The sequence below is a fragment of the Cupriavidus sp. UBA2010 genome (genome assembly GCF_002335265.1).
Lineage (GTDB): Bacteria > Pseudomonadota > Gammaproteobacteria > Burkholderiales > Burkholderiaceae > Cupriavidus > Cupriavidus metallidurans.
Genome location: NZ_DDCI01000024.1, coordinates 211,919 through 237,396, shown reverse-complemented (window position 1 = coordinate 237,396; position 25,478 = coordinate 211,919). Strand labels below are relative to the sequence as shown.

Annotated in this window: 21 protein-coding genes; 11 read left to right on the top strand and 10 right to left on the bottom strand. The window is 61.2% G+C overall.

Translation table 11 applies throughout. The annotated features are described in order from the left end of the window. Nucleotides 1–15: 15 nt before the first annotated feature. A complete protein-coding gene (locus B2246_RS20190) occupies nt 16–1,869 on the bottom strand; it encodes an AMP-binding protein (protein ID WP_286880626.1) in 1,854 nt (617 codons plus the stop codon). A gap of 242 nt (nt 1,870–2,111) precedes the next feature. On the opposite strand from B2246_RS20190, the gene B2246_RS20185 reads away from it, so the two are divergent. The 5 genes from B2246_RS20185 (at nt 2,112) to B2246_RS20165 (ending at nt 7,659) form a co-directional block, all read left to right on the top strand. Then, nucleotides 2,112–2,465: a hypothetical protein gene (locus tag B2246_RS20185; protein WP_286880625.1), complete on the top strand. Its 354-nt coding sequence runs from the start codon at nt 2,112–2,114 to the stop codon at nt 2,463–2,465. Beyond that, nucleotides 2,458–2,769, top strand: coding sequence for a hypothetical protein (locus tag B2246_RS20180; RefSeq protein ID WP_286880624.1), 312 nt, complete (start codon nt 2,458–2,460; stop codon nt 2,767–2,769). Before B2246_RS20185 ends, B2246_RS20180 begins: the two co-directional genes overlap by 8 nt. A gap of 401 nt (nt 2,770–3,170) precedes the next feature. After that, nucleotides 3,171–3,527, top strand: a complete 357-nt coding sequence (locus B2246_RS20175) for a hypothetical protein (RefSeq protein WP_286880623.1) — start codon at nt 3,171–3,173, stop codon at nt 3,525–3,527. Nucleotides 3,528–3,875: 348 nt separating this feature from the next. Then, nucleotides 3,876–5,375 carry an ISNCY family transposase gene (locus tag B2246_RS20170; RefSeq protein WP_286880622.1) on the top strand — a complete coding sequence of 500 codons (1,500 nt, stop codon included), beginning with the start codon at nt 3,876–3,878 and terminating at the stop codon, nt 5,373–5,375. 673 nt (nt 5,376–6,048) lie between these two features. Then, the gene (locus tag B2246_RS20165) at nt 6,049–7,659 is read left to right on the top strand and encodes an NHL repeat-containing protein (RefSeq protein WP_286962682.1); all 1,611 of its coding nucleotides are present in this window, start codon (nt 6,049–6,051) and stop codon (nt 7,657–7,659) included. 1,019 nt (nt 7,660–8,678) lie between these two features. On the opposite strand, the gene B2246_RS20160 is transcribed toward B2246_RS20165, so the two are convergent. The 3 genes from B2246_RS20160 to B2246_RS20150 form a co-directional block, all read right to left on the bottom strand. Then, nucleotides 8,679–9,194, bottom strand: a complete 516-nt coding sequence (locus B2246_RS20160) for a DUF2867 domain-containing protein (protein WP_286880620.1) — start codon at nt 9,192–9,194, stop codon at nt 8,679–8,681. Between the two features lie 41 nt (nt 9,195–9,235). Continuing rightward, the gene (locus B2246_RS20155) at nt 9,236–9,655 is read right to left on the bottom strand and encodes a lipocalin-like domain-containing protein (RefSeq protein WP_187192362.1); all 420 of its coding nucleotides are present in this window, start codon (nt 9,653–9,655) and stop codon (nt 9,236–9,238) included. A gap of 77 nt (nt 9,656–9,732) precedes the next feature. Then, entirely contained in the window at nt 9,733–10,350 is a 618-nt protein-coding gene (locus tag B2246_RS20150) for a DJ-1/PfpI family protein (protein WP_286880619.1), read from the bottom strand. Nucleotides 10,351–10,460: 110 nt separating this feature from the next. On the opposite strand from B2246_RS20150, the gene B2246_RS20145 reads away from it, so the two are divergent. After that, nucleotides 10,461–11,012, top strand: a complete 552-nt coding sequence (locus B2246_RS20145; protein ID WP_008651358.1) for a TetR/AcrR family transcriptional regulator — start codon at nt 10,461–10,463, stop codon at nt 11,010–11,012. A 193-nt stretch (nt 11,013–11,205) separates the two neighbouring features. Further along, nucleotides 11,206–11,427: a hypothetical protein gene (locus B2246_RS20140; protein ID WP_008651357.1), complete on the top strand. Its 222-nt coding sequence runs from the start codon at nt 11,206–11,208 to the stop codon at nt 11,425–11,427. A 59-nt stretch (nt 11,428–11,486) separates the two neighbouring features. Here B2246_RS20140 and B2246_RS20135 read toward each other — a convergent pair whose 3' ends face one another. The 3 genes from B2246_RS20135 to B2246_RS20125 are packed head-to-tail and all read right to left on the bottom strand — an operon-like array spanning nt 11,487 to nt 17,295. Then, on the bottom strand, nt 11,487–12,908 hold the full coding sequence (locus B2246_RS20135) for an efflux transporter outer membrane subunit (RefSeq protein WP_035882406.1): 1,422 nt from the start codon (nt 12,906–12,908) through the stop codon (nt 11,487–11,489). Then, entirely contained in the window at nt 12,905–14,101 is a 1,197-nt protein-coding gene (locus B2246_RS20130) for an efflux RND transporter periplasmic adaptor subunit (RefSeq protein WP_286880618.1), read from the bottom strand. The genes B2246_RS20135 and B2246_RS20130 overlap by 4 nt, the downstream gene beginning before the upstream one ends. Beyond that, nucleotides 14,098–17,295: an efflux RND transporter permease subunit gene (locus B2246_RS20125; protein ID WP_186426546.1), complete on the bottom strand. Its 3,198-nt coding sequence runs from the start codon at nt 17,293–17,295 to the stop codon at nt 14,098–14,100. Before B2246_RS20125 ends, B2246_RS20130 begins: the two co-directional genes overlap by 4 nt. A gap of 178 nt (nt 17,296–17,473) precedes the next feature. On the opposite strand from B2246_RS20125, the gene B2246_RS20120 reads away from it, so the two are divergent. Both B2246_RS20120 and B2246_RS20115 read left to right on the top strand, forming a co-directional pair. Further along, entirely contained in the window at nt 17,474–18,148 is a 675-nt protein-coding gene (locus B2246_RS20120; RefSeq protein WP_008651349.1) for a heavy metal response regulator transcription factor, read from the top strand. Beyond that, on the top strand, nt 18,148–19,557 hold the full coding sequence (locus tag B2246_RS20115; RefSeq protein ID WP_008651347.1) for a heavy metal sensor histidine kinase: 1,410 nt from the start codon (nt 18,148–18,150) through the stop codon (nt 19,555–19,557). Before B2246_RS20120 ends, B2246_RS20115 begins: the two co-directional genes overlap by 1 nt. A gap of 380 nt (nt 19,558–19,937) precedes the next feature. Here B2246_RS20115 and B2246_RS20110 read toward each other — a convergent pair whose 3' ends face one another. From B2246_RS20110 to B2246_RS20100, 3 genes are all read right to left on the bottom strand, one after another. Next, nucleotides 19,938–20,465, bottom strand: coding sequence for a transporter suffix domain-containing protein (locus B2246_RS20110; protein WP_035882419.1), 528 nt, complete (start codon nt 20,463–20,465; stop codon nt 19,938–19,940). Nucleotides 20,466–20,692: 227 nt separating this feature from the next. Then, nucleotides 20,693–21,691, bottom strand: coding sequence for a tripartite tricarboxylate transporter substrate binding protein (locus B2246_RS20105; protein WP_008651344.1), 999 nt, complete (start codon nt 21,689–21,691; stop codon nt 20,693–20,695). A 34-nt stretch (nt 21,692–21,725) separates the two neighbouring features. Then, nucleotides 21,726–22,937, bottom strand: a complete 1,212-nt coding sequence (locus B2246_RS20100) for a CaiB/BaiF CoA transferase family protein (RefSeq protein WP_286880617.1) — start codon at nt 22,935–22,937, stop codon at nt 21,726–21,728. A 136-nt stretch (nt 22,938–23,073) separates the two neighbouring features. Here B2246_RS20100 and B2246_RS20095 point away from each other — a divergent pair, with 136 nt between their 5' ends. Both B2246_RS20095 and B2246_RS20090 read left to right on the top strand, forming a co-directional pair. After that, nucleotides 23,074–23,985, top strand: coding sequence for a LysR family transcriptional regulator (locus tag B2246_RS20095; protein ID WP_286880682.1), 912 nt, complete (start codon nt 23,074–23,076; stop codon nt 23,983–23,985). A 538-nt stretch (nt 23,986–24,523) separates the two neighbouring features. Further along, nucleotides 24,524–25,408, top strand: coding sequence for a transporter (locus tag B2246_RS20090; protein ID WP_286880616.1), 885 nt, complete (start codon nt 24,524–24,526; stop codon nt 25,406–25,408). Nucleotides 25,409–25,478: the final 70 nt, after the last annotated feature.

The following is a 25,478-nucleotide window of genomic DNA, read 5'->3' as shown; positions in this document are numbered from 1 at the left end:
GGGGAATACCAGGAATCACTCGCGATGCAGCGCCCAGGTGAATGTATAGCCCTCCAGATGGACCTTCACGGCTTGTTCGATCTCGGCATCTGGCGCCACTAGTCGCACATCGACATGCAGACCGCGCTTTCCGCCCGCGCTCACTTCGACCGCTCTCAGCGCGCTGGACGCAATTGTCTCCAGCGCCGGTCGCAGCAGTAGCTCGGCGGCCTTGACCCGCAAAGCAGGCTTGAACAGCTTGCCGACGGCCGTAGTTGGCAACTGGTCCAGCACGTGGATCGCTTTCGGCCAGGCCGGCCGCTCCGCAATCCGCTCTTTGACAAAGGCATCGAGTTCTTCGAGATTGATGTCGACACCAGGCTTTGCCACGACAAATACGACCGGCAATTCGCCTGCGTACTTGTCCGGCAGAGAAACGGCCGCTGCGAGGGCGACGGTAGGGTGCGTCATCATCGCCTGTTCGATCATTCCCGGATCGATGTTGTGGCCGCTGCGGATGATGAGGTCCTTTGCGCGTCCGGCGATGAAAAGCTTGCCCGCATCGTCGAAGTAGGCGAGGTCTCCGGTGTTCAGCCCACCCTCGATAAAGACTCCGGCATTCTGGCTCGGATCGCGATAGCCGCGCGAAACATGCGGCCCCTCGACAAACAGGACACCAACCTCATGCGGGTCGCAATCGTCCCCCAGACCTTGCTCGGCGTCCTGGCGTCGCACACGCAGCCTCGTGAACGGGAGCCGATAGCCCACGGAACCCACTGTCGGGCGCTGGCCTGCCGCATCCGCCGCCGTCGCACCACCAGTTTCCGTCATGCCAAGCAGCTCGTGAAGTTCGACGCCAACTACCTCGGCAAAGCGCTTTGTCACGCTGAATGGACACGATGCCGCCCCAGTCAGGCCGTATCGAATCGATGAAATATTGGCATCGACCGGGACGTTGAGCAGGGCGCCGAGAGCCGTCGGCACAGCGCCGAAAATCGTGATGCCGAACCGCTCAATGATCTTCCAGATCCCCATTACCATGGCGGGATTCCGGAATCCTTGGGCCGAGAGCATGATGATATGACCACCCGACAGCAGGACCGACAAGGTACTCACGATCGTCCCGCCAACATGGAACAGTGGCATGCCGTTGGTCACCCGGTCATCCTTGCGTATGCCAAGCAGGCTTGCAGCCCCCAGCGCGGCGGCAAGTTGATTCTTGCTGGTATGCGCGACAAGCTTGGGCAGCCCGGTCGTCCCTCCGGTGTGGAAATACGCGACAACCGCGTCGCTGTCGCCCGAGGGCTCCCACGTTGCGCCGCCATGCGCGACACTGTCCGCCAGGACCGCATTGAAATCGATGGCAAAGTCTGGAGCAGAGCCCGGCCCGACTGCCACAAGATGAACATCCGGAAGATTCGCCCGGATCGCCGCGACGCGCTCCGCAATGCCAGGGATCTCGCCCTTCGGAAACACGAGAACATCGGCAGCCGAATTACGGACAAGATCGACGATCTCGTCAGGCTGAAGGAAGGGGTTGAGCGGCACCGCGAAACCGCAAGCTTCGGCGCCCCAGAGCACATAGTGCGTTTCGACGAAGGACGGCAGGATATAGGCCACGCCACAGCCCGGGCCAGCCAGTTCCGAAAAGAACCGCGCTGCCGCCGTAATGTTGTCCAAAAGCTCCCGATAGCTCACTGTCCGGGCCGGCCCATCCGCCGAATCGATGTAGGTCAGCGCCGGCGCATCGCCATGCCGCTGGGCGCTAGCGCGAATCGCGCCGTAAACCGTGCCACCGATCGCCGCGTTCCATGCCTGAACCGCGACGCTGGAGCGCTCCAGCGCTTCAATTTCCGTAAGGCTCGATACGGGAGGTATGCTGAATTCCATTGGCGTCTCCATGCTGTAGGTCGCTATCGTTGCTGTACTTTATGCAACAGGATGCTGACAGACCAGAGCGGCGGCGTCTTGAAGATTTCAGCTATGGACGACCGATCGTGAGCGTGATTTCAGGTGCTTATAGTATTTAACATAAGATAGATTATGCCCAAACCTAGGGTATAAAAGCGGGGCTGACACCGCGCCAACGGTAATCAGCCCCTGACCACAAAGAAACTAGAAGGAGTTTCCATATGGCTCACACGGATTCTATTCTTGCGGCTCGCGATAGGCTGAATTTATCGGTCTCCGCGGTTCACGCTTTTGCTCAAATTATTTCACAGACATCTTCCAACCTTCCGGATATTGAGGCGGAGATTTCGTGTGTTTTGTGCTACATCGCTGACAAGCTTTCGGATGATCGCGACGCCTTAGAGGCTGCGCTTGTGGAGAAAGTGTCCTTGAGCGAGCCGAAGGAGGCTGGTGTTTCGGCTGATTCCGCTATTACCGTTACGCCCGCCAACGGACAATCGTCTTCCGGTCCGATGTCTCCCGCAATTTCCGTTATGCGTAACGGGAATTCGGATGCGGAGGTGGCTCATGGCTAGGAATCCGAATCCGCACCGCAAGTGGGCTGCCCACTCCGAGTGGTGCTATGAGCGCCAGGGGCTGCCGATGGACGTCTTGAAGCGCGTCCTCAAGGTGCATTGGCAGACTATCTACCGATGGGACATGGGCCACCGGCCGGTGCCACATTGGGTGCCTAGGATGCTGCGCCTGCATCGGATGGAGGCCACCCTGGTCCTGGCGCAAATGACTGGCCAGGAGGCTGTCCCGCTGCGGGGGCTTCTGTACATGGAGCCACCGGCGGCTAGCGTCGGGAGTGTCGGCGCGCTGGTGCTGGCGGCGTAAGGTTGGGCGGCGGCATCCTCTGGGCGGTTGGCGAGCGACTCAGCGAGGCTCGCGCGACCGAGCAGCGGGTCCTCTCCTCTCGCGACGGAGGGTGCCGCTACCCTCCCCTGACCTTAGCCTCTGAAAGCCGCCTCCGGGCGGTTCAATCGCTTCTGGGGCCTGGTTCGAAACCATCCGGGGCGTAGCCACGGGCTGCTCGGCGCGCAGCACCGGGCTGCCTGCGGCGAAGCCCGGGGCGCGCGCAGCGCGCCCCCTAGACTTGTACCACTAACACATACCAACATACATAAGCCAGGAAACGGATAGCAGCACGTTCTGTACTGACAAAAGACTTGATCTCGGAGCGTTTGTACATATACTGTCAGTACGTTTGTACTGACATGAGGTGACGAGTGGCCCTAGTGCGCAAAGACACGATGGTGCAGTTCAGGGTCCCGAGGGAGTTGCTCGAGGACTACAGGTACTGGTGCGAGACCAAGCAGCGAAAGACGGTCAGCCAGGAGTTGCGCGAGTACATGGAGTGGCGGGTCGATGCGGCGCAGAAAGCGGGCCTCCTGCCGGCCAGGTCGATCCCAGAGGGCCAGGAAGCGGAGGTGGTTGCCGCGCCCCCTCCTGGTCAGCCTCAGGCGACTGTGGCTGCTGTGGCGCCGGTCGTGAAACACCAGGTCAAGCCGACGCCGCGGATTGATGAGGATGGTGAAGTGGAGACGCGTCAGCAGCGCCGAGAGCGTGAGCGGCGTGAGCGTAAGGGGCGGTGAGAATGGATCGGTATCACGTCTACTTGGACGGGCGCTACGTGGGTAGCGCGGCGACGAAACAACTTGCCCAGGCGCTGCTCCTTGAGCTCGGCGAGAGCTTGAAGCCAGGTTCGAAGGTGTCGTTCCAGGTGAAACTGGGGAAGGAGGTAGTTGGGGAGGGAGGGCTGGAAATCGACGCTCTCAATTGACTTACCCCGAGATAGATTATTGACATGCTTCATGTTGGCCATTATTAGTAATGTCACCTTTGCGATGATTAGAGATGTCACCTGAGGCTGTCTCCCCGTAGGCTCCGAGGTTCGTCGGGCGCTTTGGGAGGCAGCCGTGCACGAACAAGGATTGGTGACCATGAGCATGCGCGAAGTTGACCGCATGAAGGTGATCCAGGCCGTGGCCGATGGGCATCTGGCGCGCTGGCGGGCGGCCGAGCGTCTGGGCATCAGTGCCCGGCATGTCAGGCGGCTGGTCTTGCGACTCCAGGAGGACGGGCCAAGCGGACTGGTCTCGCGCAAGCGCGGGCGCGCCAGCAACCGTCAATTGCCCCCTGGTCTGGAATCGCGTGTGCGCGGTCTGATCCGGGATAGCTACGCCGATTTCGGGCCGACCCTGGCGGCCGAGAAGCTGCGCGAGCGCCATGGCATCGAGATCTCGCCGGCCTGCGTGCGCCGGATCATGATCGACGCCGGTTTCTGGGTGCCCAGGAAGCTGCGCCCGCCGAAGGTGCACCAGCCACGCAACCGCCGGGCTTGCCTGGGCGAGCTGGTGCAGATCGACGGCAGCGACCACGCGTGGTTCGAGGACCGGGCGCCGGCCTGCACGCTGCTGGTCTACGTGGACGATGCGACGGGCCGGCTGATGCAGCTGCGGTTCGTGCCGACCGAATCGACGCTGGCGTACTTCACCGCGACGCGGGCCTACCTCGAGCGCCACGGCAAGCCGATGGCGTTCTATTCGGACAAGGCTGGCATCTTTCGGTCCAACCAGCGCCAGTCGCCCGAGGAACGCGGCTACACGCAGTTTGGCCGGGCGCTGTTCGAGCTGAACATCGACATCCTGTGCGCCAACACGAGCCAGGCCAAGGGTCGCGTGGAGCGGATGAATGGCACGTTGCAGGACCGTCTGGTCAAGGAGCTGCGCCTGCGTGGCATCTCCAGCATGGCGGCGGCCAACGCTTATGCGCCGGCCTTCATCGCGGACTTCAATGCGCGCTTTGGCAAGGTGCCGCGCAGCGACTTCGATGCGCACCGGGCGCTGCGCGGCGACGAGGACCTGGCACGGATCTTTACCTGGCGCGAATGGCGCAAGGTCTCGCAGAGCCTGACGCTGCAGTACGACAAGGTGCTGTACCTGATCGAGGATCGGCCGGAGCACCGCGGGCTGATTCACCGCTACATCGAGGTGGCCGAGTATCCGGACGGGCGGGTCGAGCTGTGGGCCGACGGCGCTTCCCTGCCCTACACGACGTATCACCGGCTCTCGGAGATCGACCAGGGCGCGATCGTCGAGAACAAGCGGCTGGGGCACGTGCTGGCGATTGCCGCGCGCGTGCAGGCGCTGCGCGACGACCGGCATCGCACGGGGCCGTCGCGCACGCTCTCGGGCGAGCCGCCGCGCCCGGCCACGGTGCCCTTGAACGTCAAGCGGCAGCGGCTGATCAACCGGCTCGATCTGGAGCGCGCGATGGCTGCACATCAGAATGCGGACATTTTAACTTTGCCCACCGCGACGTCACCGCCCCACCCTGAGCAAAACTCGGTCGCCTCAGGCCAGCGCCACCGCCCGACAGCCCCCCACAACAAACATCCCACCCCGCACAAAAAGCACGCCCGGACTGACATTTCTAATTAGCGGACGGGGGGACATTTCAGAACGCCCTGGACACTTCAGTGTAAGGGCCAAGTTGTAATGTCGTACCTGGGCTAGATTGAAATGTCGTACCTCACAGCCTGATTTGATCGTGGCTTTCGGGCTTGCATGGAGCAAGAGCGCGTGCGAATTCAGGCTATCGATGCCAGATAGGTGTTGACGCTACTTCAAGTAGTGTATCTGACGCGCTCTGAAGAGCGTGGCCGCCGAACGGCCGCTCTGCGGTATTACAACGGACATCTGAACGGCCTAGCAAAGTAGCGATTGGACGACGCCTCATGACCGGTCTCTGATGCTGGCCGGAGCCCGGCAGGAACCTGGCCCACCGGCAGGAGCTGCTTGTGACAAATCTAAGTCCCAACCTGAGAACGCTTGTCCAGCAAGGGCTGGCGCAGAACTGACCGAAATCCCCCGGCGAGTTGACAGATTTACTGTCGCAACGGTGACACATTTAGTACGGTCTACGTCTCCGCCGCCCCAAGAATACGGCATTCGTCGTATGTACCTGAATCTTTCCGATTCGTAGAATCCGCTGGACGTAACCGGTCGCAGGAACGCCTGTGCGCGACCGGCGGAGCAGGAACGGCCACGCTCAGGCCGCTCCGACCAGAGACAGCGCCCGGAGTTCTCCGGGCCGCCCTAACCCCGGAATCTCATGTTCCCGATTATTTCTCACCGGCCCGCCAGTGTCCTTTGTGCCGTGGTCGTCTTCCTCGCGAGCGCCGGCCTTGCCGGTTGCAACGGCGGCGACTCTGGCAATGCTTCCCAGCCTGCAACCACAGCCACCACGCCATCCCCTGCAACGTATGCGGTGGGTGGCACGGCCAACGGCCTGACTGGCACCGGCCTGGTCCTGCAGAACAACGGGGGCGACGATATCGCCGTGGCGGCCAATGGCGCGTTCGCATTCGCAACGCCGGTGGCCAGCGGAGCGGCTTACGCGGTGACCGTGAAAACCCAGCCGAGCGCACCGCCTCAGACCTGTACGGTTAACAACGGCAGTGCCACCATGGGGAGTGCTGCAGTCAGCAGCGTCACCGTGCTCTGCTCGATCAGCAGCTATCCGGTGGGGGCTACGGTGAAAGGGCTGGACCTGAACGGCCTGAGCGGCAGCGGTCTGGTCCTGCAAAACAACGGCGCCGACGACATGCCGGTGGCCGCCGATGGCACGTTCAACTTCAAGACACCGGTGGCAAGCGGCGCGAACTATGCCGTGACGGTGAAAGCACAGCCTCACTGGAACTCCTGCTCGGTCGACAACGGCGGCGGCACCGTCACCACCAGCACCGTGACGGCGAGCGTGCTCTGCTTGGAAGGCTGGACGTTCGCGGGCTCCACGGCTGGCGGCGCAGCCGCCGCGTTCTTTCATCCGATTGACGTCGCGGTCGATGGTACCGGCAACGTGTATGTGGCCGACTACGGCAACCATCGCATCCGCAAGATATCGCCCTATGGTGCGGTCACGACGCTGGCCGGATCGGGAGTTGCCGGTTCGACAGATGGCACCGGCACAGCAGCGTCGTTCAATCTGCCTTCAGGCGTTTCCGTCGACGGCGCCGGCAATGTCTACGTGGCCGATACCTACAATCACCTGATTCGCAAGATCACCTCCGCAGGCGTCGTCTCGACGCTGGCAGGCTCGGGATCGAGCGGCTCCGCCGACGGGACGGGAAGCGCCGCATCCTTCTACTATCCGTCCGACATCGTCGTGGACCTTGCCGGCAACGTCTTTGTTGCCGATACCTACAATCACCTGGTCCGCATGGTTACACCCACCGGCGTCGTCACCACGCTGGCGGGCACCGGCACCGCAGGCTTTGCCGACGGTCCGGCCCAGGCTGCCGCATTCAATCGCCCCGCGGGTATTGCGGTGGACGCTGCCGGCAACATCTACGTGTCCGATCTGGGCAACGCCAGGATTCGCAAGATCTCGCCCGCGAACGTTGTCACAACGCTGGCTGGCTCCACAACACGCGGCTCCGCCGACGGCACGGGTGCGGCTGCCTCGTTCACCAGCCTGCTTCGCATCGCAACGGATGCTGCAGGGAACGTCTATGCGGTAGATGCCGGCAGCAACGCGGTTCGCAAGGTGACGCCTGCCGGCGTCGTCACAACACTTGTTCAGCCCTCCTTCTACGATTGGGCCTATAAGGTTCCGGCCTTGCTGGCTCAGCCCTTCGGCGTGGCGGTTGATGCCCGCGGGAACATCTTCGTGGCGGACACCAATAACGCCCTGATCCGCATGTTCACGGTCCCGGCGCCGTAATCCATCGTCCGCATACGCACGCCCCGGCAACAACCAGGGGCATGCGGGAAGATCGTCTCGCGACTGCCTGCCTTGCCATTGCAAGGCGCCTTCGCGGACGGCCCTCCCGCCATAGGAATGAATCCCCCCCTCTTGCTCCACATTGCGCGCGCCCCACCCCTTGGGAAGCGGGTTCGCGCACGGGCCGCGCGATCCAATGCGCTTCAGCCCACCGCCATGTCCTCCCCAAAGTACCGGCAAGCGGTTGGCCGCCCGTTGGCGCCCCTCAGGCTCGCTCAACCTTACCGGCGCAAGGTTGAGCGACTGGCGCAGCGCTACCGGCAGGACCGCCCGTAGGGTCTTGTTTCTCGCAAATGGGGGCAACTCGGTCACCGGCAGTTGCCTCCCGGCCTGGCGTCGCGCATTCGCGGCCCGCTATTCACTGCGGACCTCAACGCGCTTTGCCAAGGAGCAGCGCAGTGACTTCGATGCCACCGGCCGCTGCACAGCGACGAGGACCTGGAGCAGATCTTCAACTGGCGCGTGTGGCGCAAGGTTTCGGCGAGTCTCACGCTGCAGTACGACAAGGTGAAGTACCTGCTAGAGGACCGGCCCGAACACCGGCGCCTGATTCACCGCCAAATTGAGGTGGCCGACTACCCGGACGGACACGTCGAGTTGTGGGCCGATGGCGCCCCCTGCCCTACACCCCCTACCACCGGCTCTCGGCGATCGATCAAGGCGCAATCGTGTAGAACAGGCGGCTGGGCAACGTGCTGGACATCGCGACCCAGGTGCGGGCGCTGCGCGACGACCGTCACCAGGCCGGCCGTTCACGGAAGCTGCTGGGCGAACCGCCGCGGCCGCACAACCCGCCGCTGCACGTGAAGCGGCAGCGGTTCCAATTCCAGTTTGGCTTCGCACACTCAAGGGGGGACGGTTCAGTTCAACCCATCGCCACACATTGAGTCTTTCCCACTGACATGCAGCGTAGTCCATTAACCTTGTTGGTGCCGGATCGTCGGCAAGCGCCGACCAGTTCAGACAGCACGGCTTGCGGCCTGTTCCAGACTAGCCCGCGCGATGACACGGTGGAACGGTGTGATTGCCGCGAGATATGTCCGTCCCAGCAAGTTATGGCAATGCACTACGGTCACCAGGACGAGCTCCCTGCCGCCTGCCGCACCCACGCGCAGCTGGATCGCGAGCCGGAAGTCGAGATGACGATCGTCCTCGCCCATCACCAGTTCCCCCGCACTCTTCGACCGCAGTGGAAAGAAACCGATCACCGGCCCTTGCGCCGCCGCAGCAATACCGACCGCACGAGACGATTTGACGCCTACTGTCGCCATTATCGTGTCCCGTACCCGCGTCAGCGCACGAATCCACCACGCCTGCCGCTCGAATCCAGCGCGCGCCAACACTTCGAGATCGTCGCTGGCCCCCGCCGGCAACTGGACCGCATACGCATCCAGCAGGTCCGCGCCCCTATAAAGCGGCGCCAGGACGCTGTCGGGTGGCATGGGTATCGCATAGGCTTTATGGGCATCGATCATCAACCAATCTCTTCATGGTTTGGGTTTAGCGCGAGCCTGCGCTAAACATTGTTTCTCTGTGCCATCAGCACACCGCGAGCCAATCGCCCCGGGAACGATGGATGGATCTGCCACGCAGTTGTCATTGCCAGGACGCCGCGATCTACTTTGAAGAACCGAACCTGCTCGGTGCCAATCCAGGCTGGATGCCAAGCCGTGTCGACCTTGATGATGAGTCTGTCCTCATCCTCGACACGACACAAACCAGAATAAGCAATCATTGTCTCGAAAAGGGCCGCCGGATCGTTACTCAGGCGCTCTCTGGATGTGAGTATCGACATCATCCTGTCGCGCTCGATGACGATATGGCCGAGTGGGTCGACACCGTATGTGTCCGCGCGCTCACCTGTATCCTCCAGCTCGACCTGAAAAGATAGAATCTTCCACCACCCGAATAACGGGCGGGCTTCGATGTCAGACATGGCCATCTCATCTCTCCTTGGTTTCGCCAACCTAAAAGTCAGACACGGGCGATTGGCTTCACGCCATCAGGCGCAATTCACCTCTGGGCCATCTGGCCAACGCCTTGCCGGATACTGAGCCCAATCAGTGCTTCGTAAAGTTCCTGCTGTCCAGCCGGCAGCACCGGCAGCAGTGTGGCGCGTCGCTTCTCGATATCGAACAGGGATTCCACCAGCCACCCCACCAGATAGAGCGCAGCAAGGCAGCCTCCAGCCGTCGCGACGCTTCCCTGGCATACCAGGGGCTGGTCCACTAACTCCAGCCCTAGAGCTTGAAAGCCTCCGCGCGCATCCGGGTGCGTTGTCGCACGACCATCAGGAAGCAGTCCAAGTCGTTCAAGGATGAAGGCGCCTGCACAGATGGAGCCAATGAACTGTCGTGTAGGATCGAGTTGGAAGGATGGTAGAAAATCCGGATGAGCAAGCGCCGCAGGTATGCCCTGCTTGCCGCTGGCAAACAACACTGCATCGGCGTGATTTGCCTCAGAGAGAGAGCCATGTGCCGAAACCGACAGTCCGTTCGCCGATCGCACGATAGAACTAGGCGCCAGGATGCGCACGTTCCAGTCCTTGGTGTTGCGGCCCAAGATGTCCCACATTAGGAAGAGGTCGATATCGGTGAATTGGTCGAACGTGACCAGTGCGATTTCTTTCAAGGTGAACTCCCGGCGAAGCGCTGCTGTGCAAAATGCAGCGGCGGTCTATGCTAATGTTCGCAGCGTATCAACCCAGATCGCACCATACACAGCCTGTATGGCGCAGACATATGAGCAAACTGACTCGCGACCACTGGGTCTCGGCTGGCCTTGAGTCCCTGGACCAAGAAGGACACGCCGGCGTCTCGGCCGAAATCCTGGCTCGTCGGTTGAACGTAACCCGTGGTTCGTTCTATCACCACTTTCGCAATCGCGAAGACTTCGTGCGTACGTTGCTGGCCAAGTGGGAAGAGGACTACACGGAGCGGATGCTTGCCTATGCAGCGCAGGGACGCACCGCCCGCGAAACCTTGATGCGCTATTTGAGCATTGCCGCTGAGAAACAGCCGGGCCGGGAAGTTGCCATCCGAGCGTGGGCGCTGCACGATCCGTTGGTGGCCGAGTTTCAGCAACGCGTTGACGCAACGCGACTGGCTTTCGCGGTCAGAATGTGCCGTCGATGGGTTCGCTCGCCTAGCCATGCAGAACTAATCGGCCAGGCGGCTCACCTGTGCTTAATCGGTGGTCAGCAGGCAGGGCTGCGACGTGACGCCAGTCGCTTCAATAAGCTCATGCAGGATGCGTTCACCCTCTTCAAAGACACACTTCCACCGCGCGCCTGAGACCACGCTGCCGGCTTAACGGCAGATCCATCCATTGTCGTCAGACATTGTGATTGACATACAGGTCAGTTGGGGTCTAGGCGCACGATTCTGGTTATCTCGTCGCGCGGCGACGAGGATCTGGCGCGGATCTTCAGCTGGCGCGAATGGCGCAAGGTCTCGCAGAACCTGACGCCGCACGCAGTACGCCAAAGTGGTGGTCCTGCAGGAGGTCAAGGTGGCCGAGCATCCCGAAGTCCATGTCGAATTGTGGGTGGGCGGTGCTCCCCTGCCCTACACGACCTATGACCGATTCCCGGAGTCAGACCAGCGCGCGATCGCGGACAACAAGCGCCTGGGGCACGCGCTGGCGATCGCGGCCGAGGTGCAAGCACAGCACATCAACCGGCTCGGCCTGGAACGAGCGATGAAGTAGCGGCTACCGACCGCGGATTCAACCGGTCGATGCAACGGCTTGATGGAATCGACGGACCGCTAAGGTTCGCCAACGGGCCTCTGAGCATCGGCCCCATCCTTAGCCTGCCAGCCTCCCCCAAGCGAGCGAAAGAGCGCGACGCTAGAGACCAGCTGACGTCGATGAATACTCTCGAGAGTGCGTTCGTTAGTGAGCGTCGTTGCCTCCACCACATTAACGTCGAGGTATGCCGCCGCTCCTTTCTTGTAGCGATCCGTCGCCTGCGCGAGCGCGCGTTGTGACGCCTGGACGGCGGCCTCCTGACTCGATGCAGCGTCCTTCAGGAGTCTCGTGGCCGCGTAGCTGTCCTCCACATCTTGCACCGCACTTAGCACGGTCTGCCGGTAGTCGGCTGCAGCAGCATCGAATTGCGCCTGGGCACTGTCCACGCCGGCTTGGCGCTTCCCTCCGTCGAAGATTGTCGCAGCCAGGGCAGGCCCCACCGCCCAGAACCGACCGGGGGCCGTAAGGAGTCCGGCCAAGCCTGAGCTCTCGACACCCCCGCTTAGATTGAGCATGAGACTCGGAAAGAACGCGGCCTTGGCAACGCCGATTTGGGAATTGGCCGCCGAAACACGACGCTCTACCGCGGCTATGTCCGGACGTCGCTTTAATAACTCGCTGGGAACTGCTGCAGGTATTTCAGGAAGTTGCGTTCCATAGGCGTCATGTGGTGCGATCGAAAACGTGCTGGCAGGCTCGCCCACCAGTGTTGCGAGCGCATGTTGCAGTTGGGTTCGCGCAAGGGTTAGGTCAGCCAATTGAGCTTTAGTACTGTCGCGCTGTGCCTGAGCCTGCGCAACGTCGCTCTCAGCCGCAATTCCGCCCTGATACCTGTTGGTGACCATCGCGAGCACCGAAGAATAGGCGTCCACAGTCTGCCGTAACAGCGATGCCTCGCGGTCAAGCGAGCGGATTGCGAAGTAATCCGTGGCGACTTCCGCCTGCAAGGTCAGCCGAACTGCGGCGACATCGTCCGCGCTTGCTTGCACCCGAGACGCTGCCGCATCGACAGTATTGCCGATTCGCCCAAATAGGTCAGGTTCCCAGGTCGCACTGAATCCAATAAGCCGGTCCGGCGTTGTCTTACCGGCCAGCGACCGGCCAACTACGTTTGCCGACACATGACTACTGGTAGCGCTAGCATTCGCGCCGGCTGTCGGAAAATACGCTGCGCGTGCAGCATCGGCCTGGGCCCGGGAATCCTGCAGCACAGCCATCGATTTCTTGAGCGTTTGGTTTGTCACGTCGATGCGTCGAATTAACGCATCAAGGTCGCCGTCATGGTAAGACGTCCACCACTCAGCGGGAATCCGACTCAGGACTGGATCGCTCGCTTCTGCATACTTCGCGGGAAGATCGATCTCCGGAACGTGGTAAATCGGTGCGAAAGAGCATCCCGCTAGCCATACACAAACCGCACTTACGGCCAGCCTCTTCACGATTTCACTCCTTGCGACGCGACCATCTGCGGCGAAGACACTCTCACACGCGCGCCGCCGACGAGCCCATCCCCCGGGTTCACGATAACCCGGGCATTCGCAGCCAGCCCGCCCAAGACCTCTACGTGCGAACCAAAGTCACGTCCCAACTGGATCTTCTGAATCGCGACCTTCCCGTTTTGGTCGACGATTGCCACCGATGCTCCGCTGGCGGGAAACATAAGCGTACTCGCGGGTAGATCCAATCCCGCCCGATCCGCTTCCGGCACGATATGGGCCTCGGCGTAGGCACCTGGCAGGATCTTTCCACCTTGACTGTCCACGTCGAGCTCGACTCGGAGACTACGGGTCACCGGGTCCATTGCGCCCGCCGTCCGCGTAATCGCGGCCGGGAAATGGTGGTCTGGCGATTGCGGTAGCGTCAACCAAGCCTTGGTGCCAGGTGCAACTGCCGCGCTCACCGACTGCGGGACCTGAACATAGACCCGAAGACGGCTGCCAGCCGAGATGTGAAACAGTTCGCGCCCCTGGTTAGGCGCACTCCCCGCATCAATAAGCGCGCCGGCGTCTACGTTCCGCGCTGTGATCACACCATCAAACGGAGCCCGAATCTGCGTGTACGAAGCCAGTTGCGCGACGCGCGCGGTATTCGAACGTGCCGAAGCTAGCAATGCCGCTTTGGCCTGCATGTCAGCGACCTTCTGGTCGGTTTCCTGCTGCGCTACCGAGTTAGTGGACTGAAGATCCTTCCACCTGTCGGCTGTAGTCTTAGCGAGTGCGTAGTTGGCAGAGGCGGTCTCTTCGTCTGCGCGTGCCTGCCGAAGTTGGTCCGCAACTTCCGGAGCGTCGATCTCGGCCAGCAGTTGACCGGCCTTTACCTCGGTGCCGATATCCACATACCACTTTCGAAGGTAGCCATTCACCCGCGCGTGGATGGCCGCGTCCTGATAGGCGCGCACGTCGGCAGGCAGCGTGATCTCCTGCGAGGATGCCGCCGGCTTCGGGGAAACAATGCTGACAACCGGAGTTTGTGCGTCGACACTGCGCTTGTGCAGAGCAGCCTCACCATGCACGCGAGGGACGATTCCCACAATCAGCGCCGCCGCTGCCACTATCCCCATCGCGACTACTATCTTGATCTGCCTGCGGGGCAACGGCACGCGACTATTGTTCTTTCGTTCGACTTGGGTCATACCGGACTCTGTACTTTCATTGTGTTTTGGTGCGAGTTGGCTCGCTTTTCGAGCCAGCCATGCAAGACTGCGAAGAATGTGGGGACGAGCACGAGGGTCGCGACGGTTCCAAAAGCCAGACCGCCAATAACGACGCGGCCCAGCGGTGCGTTTTGCGCGCCCGCGCTTCCCGCTCCCAATGCCATGGGAACCATGCCGAACAGCATCGCAAGGGCCGTCATCACGACAGGCCGGAATCGTCCGAACCCTGCCTCATACGCTGCCTCCACGGCTCCCTTCCCTTCATTCAATAGCTCCCGGGCACGGCTAACAACGAGAATGCTGTTAGCCGTCGCAATGCCAACGCACATGATTGCCCCCGTCAGCGCAGGCACGCTAATCGTTGTGTAGGTGGCAAATAGCATCCATGCCATCCCGGACAGCGCGACCGGCAACGCGCCGACAATGGCAAGCGGGTCCAGCCACGACTGGAAGTTCACGACCATCAGCAGGTAGACCAGCGCAATGGCCGCAGCCAGTCCCGTAAGCAGTCCAGCAAACGAAGCGTGCATTGTTTGGACCTGACCGCGTACCACAATGCGAGAGCCAGCCGGCAGGCTTGGACGGACGCTGTCGACAACACGCTGCACGTCTGCAGACACTGCTCCCAGGTCACGGCCGCGCACAGAGCCAAACAAATCGAGTACCGGTTGTACGTTGTAGTGGGAAATCACACCCGGCTGGCTGCTTCGACTGACTGCGCCAAACTGGCCGAGCTGCGCCGCACCGCCCTGTCTCAGCATCTCTGCACCAATCCCGAGCGGGATATTCGACAGTGTCTGGAGGGAGTCCATTGCGTACTGCGGAACCGAAATCAGCAACGGGTAGCTCACCCCATTCTTGGGGTTCAGCCAGAAGTTCGGAGACGTCTGGCTGCTCCCCGACAACGCGATAAGAAGGTTCTGTGCTATGTCTCGTTGCTGCATCCCTGCCTGCAACGCACGAGTGCGGTCTACGTTTACCGTCAATGCAGGCTGATCATCCGGTTGCTGCAGATGTAGGTCGCTAAGGCCGCGCACGGCCGACAGCTTCCGCAACAAGTCATTTGCGACAGTGCGATTTCCCGCAGCATCATTACCCACGACCTGCACGTCAATCGGCGCAGGGAGGCCAAAGTTCAGGATTTGGCTGACCATATCGCCGGGCAAGAATGAAAAGCTCACGCCTGGGAATGCCACCGGTAGTTCGGCATCGAGCGTCTCGATGAGCGCCGATGACTTTCCAGCAGAGGGATTCAACGAGATCAGAATCTCGGCATCGCCCGTTCCGATTGGCAGCGCGGAGTCATAAGTCAAGTTGATGCCGCTGACGGGAAGGCCGATGTTGTCCACGATACTCGCAACGTGAGTGGGACCCACCGTTGTGCGGATCTTCGCCTCAACTTGATCAACCAGGCGCGCAGTCTCTTCAATCCGCGTACCTGTGCGCGCTCGCATATGAAGACGAATCTCCCCACTATCGACTGCCGGGAAGAAGTCCTGGCCCAGAAATGGCACCAAAGTCATTGAGCACACGCAGAGCATTGCGAAAAGTGCCATAGCGCGCCGCGGGGATCCCAATGCAAGCGCCAGAACATTTGCGTAGGACTGGCGGACACGCTCAAAACCTTGCTCGAATTTCGAATGCACGCTAGAGAACCAGCTGGCAAAGCGGCCTTCCGCATGATGCCCGCTACGCTCCCGGCTGAAGAGATAGTGGGCCAACGTGGGGATCAAGGTGCGCGAGAGGAAGTATGACGCCATCATCGCAAACACCACCGCCTCTGCGAGCGGAACGAACAGGTAACGAGCGACTCCGCTCAGCATGAACATCGGCAAGAACACGATGCAAATGCAGAGGGTAGATACGAGCGTCGGCAATGCAATTTGCGCGGACCCGTCCAGGATCGCGTCTTCCAGCGGCTTGCCCATTTCCCGGTGGTGCGTAATATTCTCGATCGCTACCGTTGCATCGTCGACTAGCACACCGACTGCAAGAGCCAAGCCGCCCAATGTCATGATGTTCAATGTTTGGCCCAATGCCGACAAAGCCATCAAGGCAGCCAAGACCGACAGCGGAATGGTGACAGCAATAATGAGAGTGGCCCGCCAGCTTCCAAGGAATAGCAGAATCATCGCCGCAGTCAGGCACGCGGCTATCAATGCTTCATGCAACACGCCGTCAATAGCAGATGTCACGAAGATTGACTGATCGGAGATGGGTTGCACCACCAGAGATTTTGGCAATCCGGCGGTCACGTCTGGAAGCAGTGCCTTGATCTGCGAGATGATGGAGAGCGTCGAAGCGTTCCCGCTCTTCTCGATCTCCAGGAGCGCAGAACGCTTTCCATCACGCCGAACGACATTCAATTGAGGAGCGTAGCCGTCGCGTACCTGAGCGACGTCACGCACGTAGACCGTGCCGTCCGGCCCACTGCGAATTGGCAAGTCATTGAGTGCCGCGATGGTTTGGGTGCTGCCATTTAGGTCCACCCGATACTCAAGCGCGCCAATCTTTGCCGTTCCGCCCGGCAAGGTGAGATTCTGGGCGTTGATCGCATTGACCACATCGAGAGGCGACAGACCTCGCGCCTGCAGTGCTTCCGTATTGAGGTCGACAGCCACCTGGCGGACCTTGCCACCGTATGGCAGTGGAATCGATGCCCCTTGCACGGTTGCAAGCTGAGTGCGGATAAAGCTGTTACCCAGATCGTAGAGTTCTTGCTCGGGAAGCGTGTCGCTGCCTAGCGCTAGCCGGAGGATTGGGACGGTCGAGGCGTTGTAACTCAGCACCAGTGGAGCAGTCGTCCCTGGTGGCATCGTCTTCAGAAGCGATTGCGCACCGGACGTCGTCTGGGCTATAGCGCGATTTATGTCTGCCCCTGGATGAAAGAACACCTTGATAACGCTTACGCCCGGCAGCGTTTGGGACTCGATATGCTCGATGTCATCCACGCTGTTGGTAAGGGAGCGCTCATATCCTGTCACGATCCGCTGCGACATATCTTGCGCAGAAAGGCCGTTGTAGCTCCACACGATGCTAACAACTGGGATGTCAATAGAAGGAAAAATGTCTGTCGGCGTGCGCAGAATGGCCAACGGCCCGCCCAAAAGCAAAAGTATTGCCAAGACGACAAACGTATATGGCCGACGTAGCGCAAGCCGCACAATCCACATGGTTCACTCCGGGCGCTGTCGGCGCCGATCATCCAGAATTAGCGGCGATTCTATGTACGCAACACCCTTTCAAACGGGGACGAAACGATTACAGTCTTGTCATCCAATAGGCGAACCTGCGCCGTTATCATCGGCTGCATCGTTTGAGCTGCGGCCCCGTGCAGCTGAGGATGAGAACATGAAGATCTTGGTAATCGAAGATGAACCTAAGACTGGCGAGTACCTCCGGAAGGGCCTCACCGAGTCATCTTTCGTTGTCGATCTTGCGTCGACTGGACGGGATGGCCTGCACCACGCCATCGACGGGGACTACGATCTGGTCATTCTTGATGTCATGCTGCCCGGCATGAACGGATGGGAAGTGCTCAAGGAACTCCGGGAACACAAAGATACGCCCGTGCTCTTCCTGACCGCACGCGATGAAGTCGAGGACAGAGTGAAAGGGCTCGAGCTTGGCGGCGACGACTACCTCGCAAAACCCTTTGCTTTCGTCGAATTGCTGGCGCGTGCCCGGACGCTGCTGCGGCGCGGGCCCGCGCGCGAAGCTGAGCGCATCGAAATCGAGGACCTGGAAATCGACCTTTTGCGTCACCGAGTCTCCCGAGGAGGAATACGCATCGACTTGTCGCCCAGGGAGTTCGCATTGCTCCACTTCCTCGCGCGACGACACGGCGAAGTTCTTAGTCGCACGCAAATCGCCTCACACGTTTGGGATATGAACTTCGACAGCGACACGAACGTCGTGGACGTGGCGATTCGACGCCTTCGAGCGAAGATGGATGACACCTACGCTCCCAAACTTATCCATAGCGTTCGCGGCATCGGCTACGTCCTTGAGAACCGACAGTCTTGATGCGTAAAAGGTCGCTTACCGCTCGGCTCGCACTTGCATTTGCCCTGATTGCCGGACTAACGTTTTCCGGCGTGGGAATCTATCTGTACGGGTCCCTCGCAAGCCAGATCATCGATCGCGACGACGCTGAACTTCTCCGCAAAGCCGCGCGAGCCCAACAGGAACTGGCTGAGCTTCGAAGCTCCCCCATTGAAAACCGATGGGAGGAGGTACTTGGCGTGGTGAAAGGAAACGAGGAGTTCGGCATCCGCATATTAGATGCGCGCGGCGTGCAGTTGGCGACGGCCGGTGCAAACTATGGGATAAAGCCGCTTGCTAGCGGCGCTTACGCCAAAGAGCGGGATGCGGCCGGGCCGATTCAGGCCTGGAGCACACCGAGTGACATGCCGGTACGCATGACCACTATCAAGGCCAACGTCAGCGGTGAGATGTCGCCAGTAGTGGTAGAACTGTTTCAGGTCGCTAGCAGTCGTGTTTCCCTCCTACGGGACTATCGCTGGAAACTATTTATCGCAGTCCTTCTGGGTACACTTGGCGCAGGCGGACTGGGATACGCAGCGCTTCAGGCTGGCATGGCGCCATTGCGAAGTATCGCAGCCGGCACGGCCTCAGTGACCTTCACAAGCGGAGCGCTACCCGTTGATCCATCCAGGCTGCCTGCAGAACTTGATGATTTGGCGCGCGCCCTGCAGAGAATGATTGACCGTCTCCGTGAACGGTACGATCGGCTTTCGCAGTTTTCAGCGGACCTTGCCCACGACTTCCGTACGCCAATTACCAACCTGCTCGGCCAGACCCAGGTTGCACTGAGCAGCGACAGATCGATTGAAGAGTATCAATCGCTGCTGGTCTCGAATGTTGAGGAGTATGAGCGCCTTTCTCGGATGATTGAGAACATGCTCTTCCTGGCAAGAGCCGACAATGCACGGGTTGCCATTCGCGCTACGGAGCTCGACCTTCGCGAAGAACTGCATCGGCAGGCAGACTACTTCGAATCGTTGGCGGAAGCACGGCAAATAACTATCCAAGTCAATGCGCAAGGGAAGGTTTTCGCAGACCCAACGCTATTCCGACGCGCGTTAAGTAACTTGCTGTCAAATGCAATCCGCTATGCCAATGAGGGCACCAGAGTAACCGTTCACGGTCGACACACTGGAGGTGTCGCTCAAGTTAAGGTGGAGAACGTCGGACCGGGCATTGCCCCGGAGCACCTTTCCCTGCTCTTCGACCGCTTTTTTCGCGCAGACCCCGCGCGCGCCAACTCTGGTGAGTCATCGGGAATTGGGCTTGCAATTGTCAAGACCATCATGGATCTTCACCACGGAGCGGTTTCTGTTCGCTCCGTGGTGAATGCCACTACGTCCTTTGAACTGGAGTTTCCTGACAATAGGACAATCCCGCATAGCTGACGGGCAACTCTTCGCTAACTCCCAAATCAGCTATCGCACTGGAGGCGGCCGACTACCTGCTTGCCTGGGCAGACCGCTGTATCTGGCGACTGAATCGATGACTCCACGCTCCCATTTCAAAGAACAATCGATAGCAAGTCGCTCAAGGCAGTGATTCGTTGAGGTCAGAGCAGAAAGACGCGCTTGATGAGGCGAGAACAATGGCCGAGGATATCCAAGCGTTCTTCTTTGGTGGCCGAAGGGCCGAGACCGGCTGCAGATTCAACCGGTCGATGCAACAGCTTGATGGAATCGTTCAGTCGGTGTATCGAAGCTTAGTGTCTTGCGCCTGGTTGCTTTCAGTTTCTCGACTGGCGAGTTAGGAAATGGACCATTTCTGGTCACGCGCGAGACCCCGACCCGCCATCATCCATCGCTCTCGCAGTACGGGTGAACAGCGCCCGAAACTTGTTCCAGAAATCGCCACCGAGCACGAAGAAGCTTGCGACCAGCATCAGGTCGCCGACCAACTGTGCCTCCCACATCTTTGGCCGCAGCCCGGGCCAGATCGCATCCACGTAGGGTTCGAACATGGCCGAGGCCAGTGGCAGGCAGAACATCACGAGGCCGATGGCGTGACGTGTCGGCCCCACGGTGTCGCCGGGGCCGCTGAGGCGGCGCAACAGCAGAGCCTTCAGCCGCTCGAATCCCGGCTTGCCCATCACTGCGATGCTAGCCAGCAGCATGATCTTATTGACGACCACGATCCCGCCCGTCAGCGTCGCGATACCGGTGGCGGATACGCCCGCAAAGGCTGCGATTGGGACGAGGCCCCAAACCGCGTACGCGAGCACGAAGACACCAATGCCGGCGCGGAAGCGCCAAGTGCCCGGAGCGTGGGCGTCAGCCGGTGTGTCGGGAATCGTCATGCGCATCACCCTGGATAAGGAGTCCGCCATCAGACAATCGAGATGCTTCCCCCGAGGTCATGAATAACGCCGAACTCGGACGAAACTCAGTGTAGCCGACGGACTGCCAGGAGGGTTGGGCGGCTCGGCTGCGTCGGCGGATGGCCGTTCATGCTGCGGATTCAACCGGTCAATGCAACGGTTTGGTGGAACCGTTCAAAGAGGCGAACCACCACCGCCTGCGCGCGTCAGCTTGCACTGATGCCCTTGGCCTTGACGATGGCGCTCCAGCGGTCGTAGTCCTTGTTGAGGCGCGCCTGCATCTCCTTGCCGTCCTGGAACGATGCAATCGCCCCTGCGCTGACCAGCTTCTGCTGCAACTCCTTGTCCTTGCCGACGATGTCGCGCGTTTCGCTGGCAATCCGGTCGACGATGGCTTGCGGCGTGTCCAGTGGCGCGATCAGGCCGCCCCAGGAGTCGAAGTCAAAGCCCGGGAAGCCTTGCTCCGACACGGTCTTCACGCCAGGCAACAGCACGCGGGCGTTGGGCGAACTCAGCGCAATGGCCTTGAGCTTGCCGGCGCGGATATGAGGCAAGGCTGCCACGACGTCGGCGAACATGATGCCCACCTGGCCGCCGAGCAGGTCTGCCACGGCGGGCGCGCTACCCCGGTAAGGCACGTGCAGCACATCGAAGCCGCCGAGGTCCTTCAACTGCTCCATGGCCAGATGGCCGAAGCTGCCGGTGCCGGAACTGGTGTAGCTCAACGGCGTCTTGCTGGCCTTGGCGAAGCGGATCAGGTCGGGCAGCGTTTCGACATGGGGCACCACGGCCGGGTTGATGACGATGGCCATCGGCAGTACGTAGACCGTGGCCACGGACAGAAAGTCCTTCTTCACGTCATAGGCATTGGTCTTGTACATCAGCGGCGCCAGCAAGGCCGGCATGCCGAACATGGACAGGTTGTAGCCGTCGGCGGGGCTGCGGATAAAGCTGGCGGTGCCGATCGAGCCCGATGCGCCGGGCTTGTTTTCGATAATGACCTGTTGGCCGAGCCGTACCGACAGCTTCTGCGCCACGATGCGCGCGGCGGTATCGGTGGGGCCGCCGGCAGGGAATGCGACCACCATCTTGATGAACTTGTCGGGCCAGCCGGTCTTGGCCAGCACCGAAGGCATCACGGCGGCCATCGACGCGGCGGCGCCGGCCTTCAGTGCCTGGCGGCGGGTCAGTAGCAGCTTGGTCATTGTCTTGTCTCCTGTCGATCGAAAATTCGGGGTGTCAGATCACGCCTCTGGATTGCAGATCCGCGATGGCGCTGTCGTCGAGCTTCAGCAATTCCTTGAACACTTCGTGTGTGTGCTGTCCCATGTGCGGCGGCGGCATGCGCACGGGCAGGCGCTGCCCATCGAGCGCATATGGCGGGGCGAGCACCGCCTGGGCACCGGCCTCGCTATCCTCGAAGCGATGCAGCAGGCCAGCCTGCGCGGTGCGTTCCGATTGCAGGGCATCCAGCATGCCCAGCACCTCGCCGCACGGAATCTGCGCGGCCGTCAGGCGTTGCAGCAGTTCGGCACGCGTAAAGCGCTGCAGCCGCTCCCGTACCTCCGCGAGCAATACGTCGCGATGCGCCGAGCGCGCCGTGTTGGTGGCAAAGCGTTCGTCATCAGCCCATTCGGGGCAGTCGATGACCTCGCGGCAGAAGCGCTGGAACTGTCCGTTGTTGCCGACCGTGATCACCAGCGGGCCATCGGCGGCCTCGAACACGCCGTACGGCACGATGGACGGATGTGCATTGCCGAACTTGGGCGGATCGCCGGCCTTGAGCAAGGCTTCCATGCCGTAGTAGGACGTGATCATCACGCCGCAGTCGTAGAGCGCCATTTGCACGTGGCGGCCACGGCCGGTGGACTGGCGCGCAAACAGCGCAGCCAGGATCGCCTGTGCCGAATACATGCCCGTAAACATGTCGACCGCCGCCACGCCGAACTTCAGCGGCCCCTGCCCGGCCTCGCCGTTGGTTGCCATCACGCCGGACTCGCCCTGCACGACGAGGTCGTAGCCCGGACGTTCGGCTTCCGGCGTAAAGCGCGCATAACCGGAAATCGAGCAGTAGACCAGGCGCGGATTGATCTCGCTGAGCTGTTCGTAGCCCAGGCCGAGCTTCTCCGCGCCGCCCACCTTGAAATTCTGGATGACCACGTCGCACTGCGCGGCCAGTTGGCGTGCCAGCGCCAGACCGGCTTCGCTTTGCAGATCGAGCGTCACGGACCGCTTGTTGCGGTTCGCGCTATTGAAATAGGAGGTATTGCGCGTGCCGATGCGCACGCCCCAGTCTCGGGTGTCGTCGCCACGGGCGGGATGTTCCACCTTGATGACGTCCGCGCCCAGGTCGGCCAGCGCCATCGCGCACATCGGCCCTGCCAGCACACGCGACAGGTCCAGCACCCGCACGCCGGCCAGCGGCAGCGATGCCATGTTTTCTTGCTTCATTGATTGCGTCTCCCCGCGTCCGGATCTTTGCCTGCAGGGAGGTCCGGTTTTCTTTACCAGCGGTGATTGTCCATATGTTCCGAATGCTTGACAATTGCAACCGATTTTCAACATATATGAATACTCAAGGTTGACAATGGACCTGAACGCGCTGACATTGCTGGTCGAAATCATCGACGCCGGAAACCTGAGCCGAGCGGCAAGCCAGCTCGGCATGAGCCGCGCCAACGTGAGCAAGCGGCTCAACCATTTCGAGCGGCAGCTGGGTGCCGAACTGCTGAGGCGCAGCACCCGGCAACTCGAACCCACGGAACTGGGGTGGCAGCTCTACGAACATGGCCGCGCCATCCGCCACGAGCTGATGGCGGCCCAGGAGTCGGTGCAGAGCCTGGGCAAGCGCCTGAGCGGCACGGTGCGGCTCAGCGTGCCAAGCGGATTCGGCCAGCACACCATGTCGGCCTGGTTTATCGAATTCATGACGATGTACCCGGCCATCACGCTCAATGTGATTTTCGATAACGACATCGAGGACCTGATCAAGGGCGCGGTGGACTTCTCCATCCGTGTCATGGCGGAAACGCCCGCAAATGTCGTGGCCCATAGCCTGGGCGATGTCGAGTACGTGGCCTGCGTCACGCCGGAGTTGGTGAGCCAGTACGGCATGCCGCGCACGCTCGATGAGTTTCGAGACCTGCCGCTGATCACGTCCGAACTGACCGGCCAGAAACTTCACTCGGCGGGCCGGGCGGGCGCGGCCGGTGGGACACCGCATATCCGCCCCCGCCTGATGTCGGCCAATTTCTTCTTCCTGCGCGACGCCATCCTTCAGGGCCTGGGCGTTGGCCTGGTGCCCCGCTACATGGTGGACCGCGACCTGGCGGCCGGCACCTTGCTGCAGTTGCCCCTGCCTCCGCAGGACCTGGCATTCCTGCGCACCACCATGTACCTGCTGTACATGCCGGCCCGCTACCAGACGCGTGCGTTCACGACGCTGGTCGCCTTCCTGCGCGACAAGACTGCAAGCCGACGAGCCGAATTGCGCACATGAGTGCGAGGTGCGGAACCCACTACGTTGAGCACGGCACAACTGCCTGCCCTCGCGGAGACGGAAACGCGCAAGTGGTCCGCGGTGATCAAGCAGTCGAAGGCCCGAGTGGGTTGATTGGGCGGCAGATATCGTTGCTGACTCACTCGCCAGGCCGGGCCACAGTGCCTGCTCCTCTCTGACCACGATGACACCGCCCCCCCTGGCCGAGCATCGACGAGACCTCGGAATTGGCAGTGCCATAGCAGGAAGTCGGACCCACCGCCAGCATGCCGGCGGTGCGATGACCGCAATTCCCCAACATGCGGCCGTTCGCTCCCCACGATTGCAAGGCTGCGAAGGGGCGAATACGGCCGGTAGCATCAGACGGGCCAATTGAACGTATCCATGCAGGCTGGGCATTCGATGGCCCTTGTGCGCATGAGGATCGCACGAAGCATGTGCTTCGCCGATCCAACGCGCCCCATGCTAGTCTCATTGCACTTTGATCCGTGAGGCCGTCGGCATGGTCTGCCCTGGACGCACCCTGGTCACCTTGTGGATGTGGCTCGCCCTGTGGTGCTGCACAATGCCGGCCCATGCGCAAGAGCTCGAGCCACGCAGCTATTCTGCCGCACCTGTCGGGACAAACTTCCTCGCCGCTACCTATACCCGGCTCTCGGGGGATGTGCTGACTGACCCGTCGCTGCCCATCACCGATGTACGCTCCAGAATCAACATCTTCGGGGCCGGCTATGTGCACGTGTTTGACGTGGCCGGGCGGACTGCCTCCATCGGCCTGCTTGCACCCTTCGCGAGTGGCGACGTCAGTGGCAACGTGCTCGACGCACCGAACGCGGTCCACCGGGCGGGGATCGGCGATGCCCGCGTGCGCTTGGCCATCCATCTCCTTGGCGGCCCTGCTCTGACGCCGGCCGAGTTCATGAAACGGGCGCCGGACACCATGCTCGGGGCGAGCCTCACAGTTGTCGCACCTACCGGCCAGTACGATGCCTCCCGGCTGGTCAACGTTGGGACCCACCGCTGGGCCTTCAAGCCGGAAATCGGCCTGTCTCAACCGTTCGGCAACTGGTTTACCGAGTTGTCTGCCGGGGTCTGGCTGTTCGGCGACAACAACGCTTATCTGGGCGACAAGCGGCGCGAACAGTCGCCGCTCGGCGTGTTGCAATGGCATGCCGGCTATCAGTTCCGGCCCGCCCTGTGGGTCGCGGCAGACGCCGGCTTCTATAGCGGCGGCCGCACGTCGGTAAATGGCATCCCCAATGCAGATCGTCAGCAGAACTCACGCTATGGCGTGACGCTGTCAGTCCCGATCGTGCCTGGCTGGTCGGCCAAGCTGGCGGCATCGAAGGGCCTCATCACCCGGGCGGCCGGTGACTACACGGCAATCACGCTGACGCTCCAATACCAGTGGATCAACCACTGAAGCATCAAACGGCCGAGAAGCAGGTCTGTCAGAGACGGCGACAGCTTCGCGGTGAGCATCCGACCGAGAC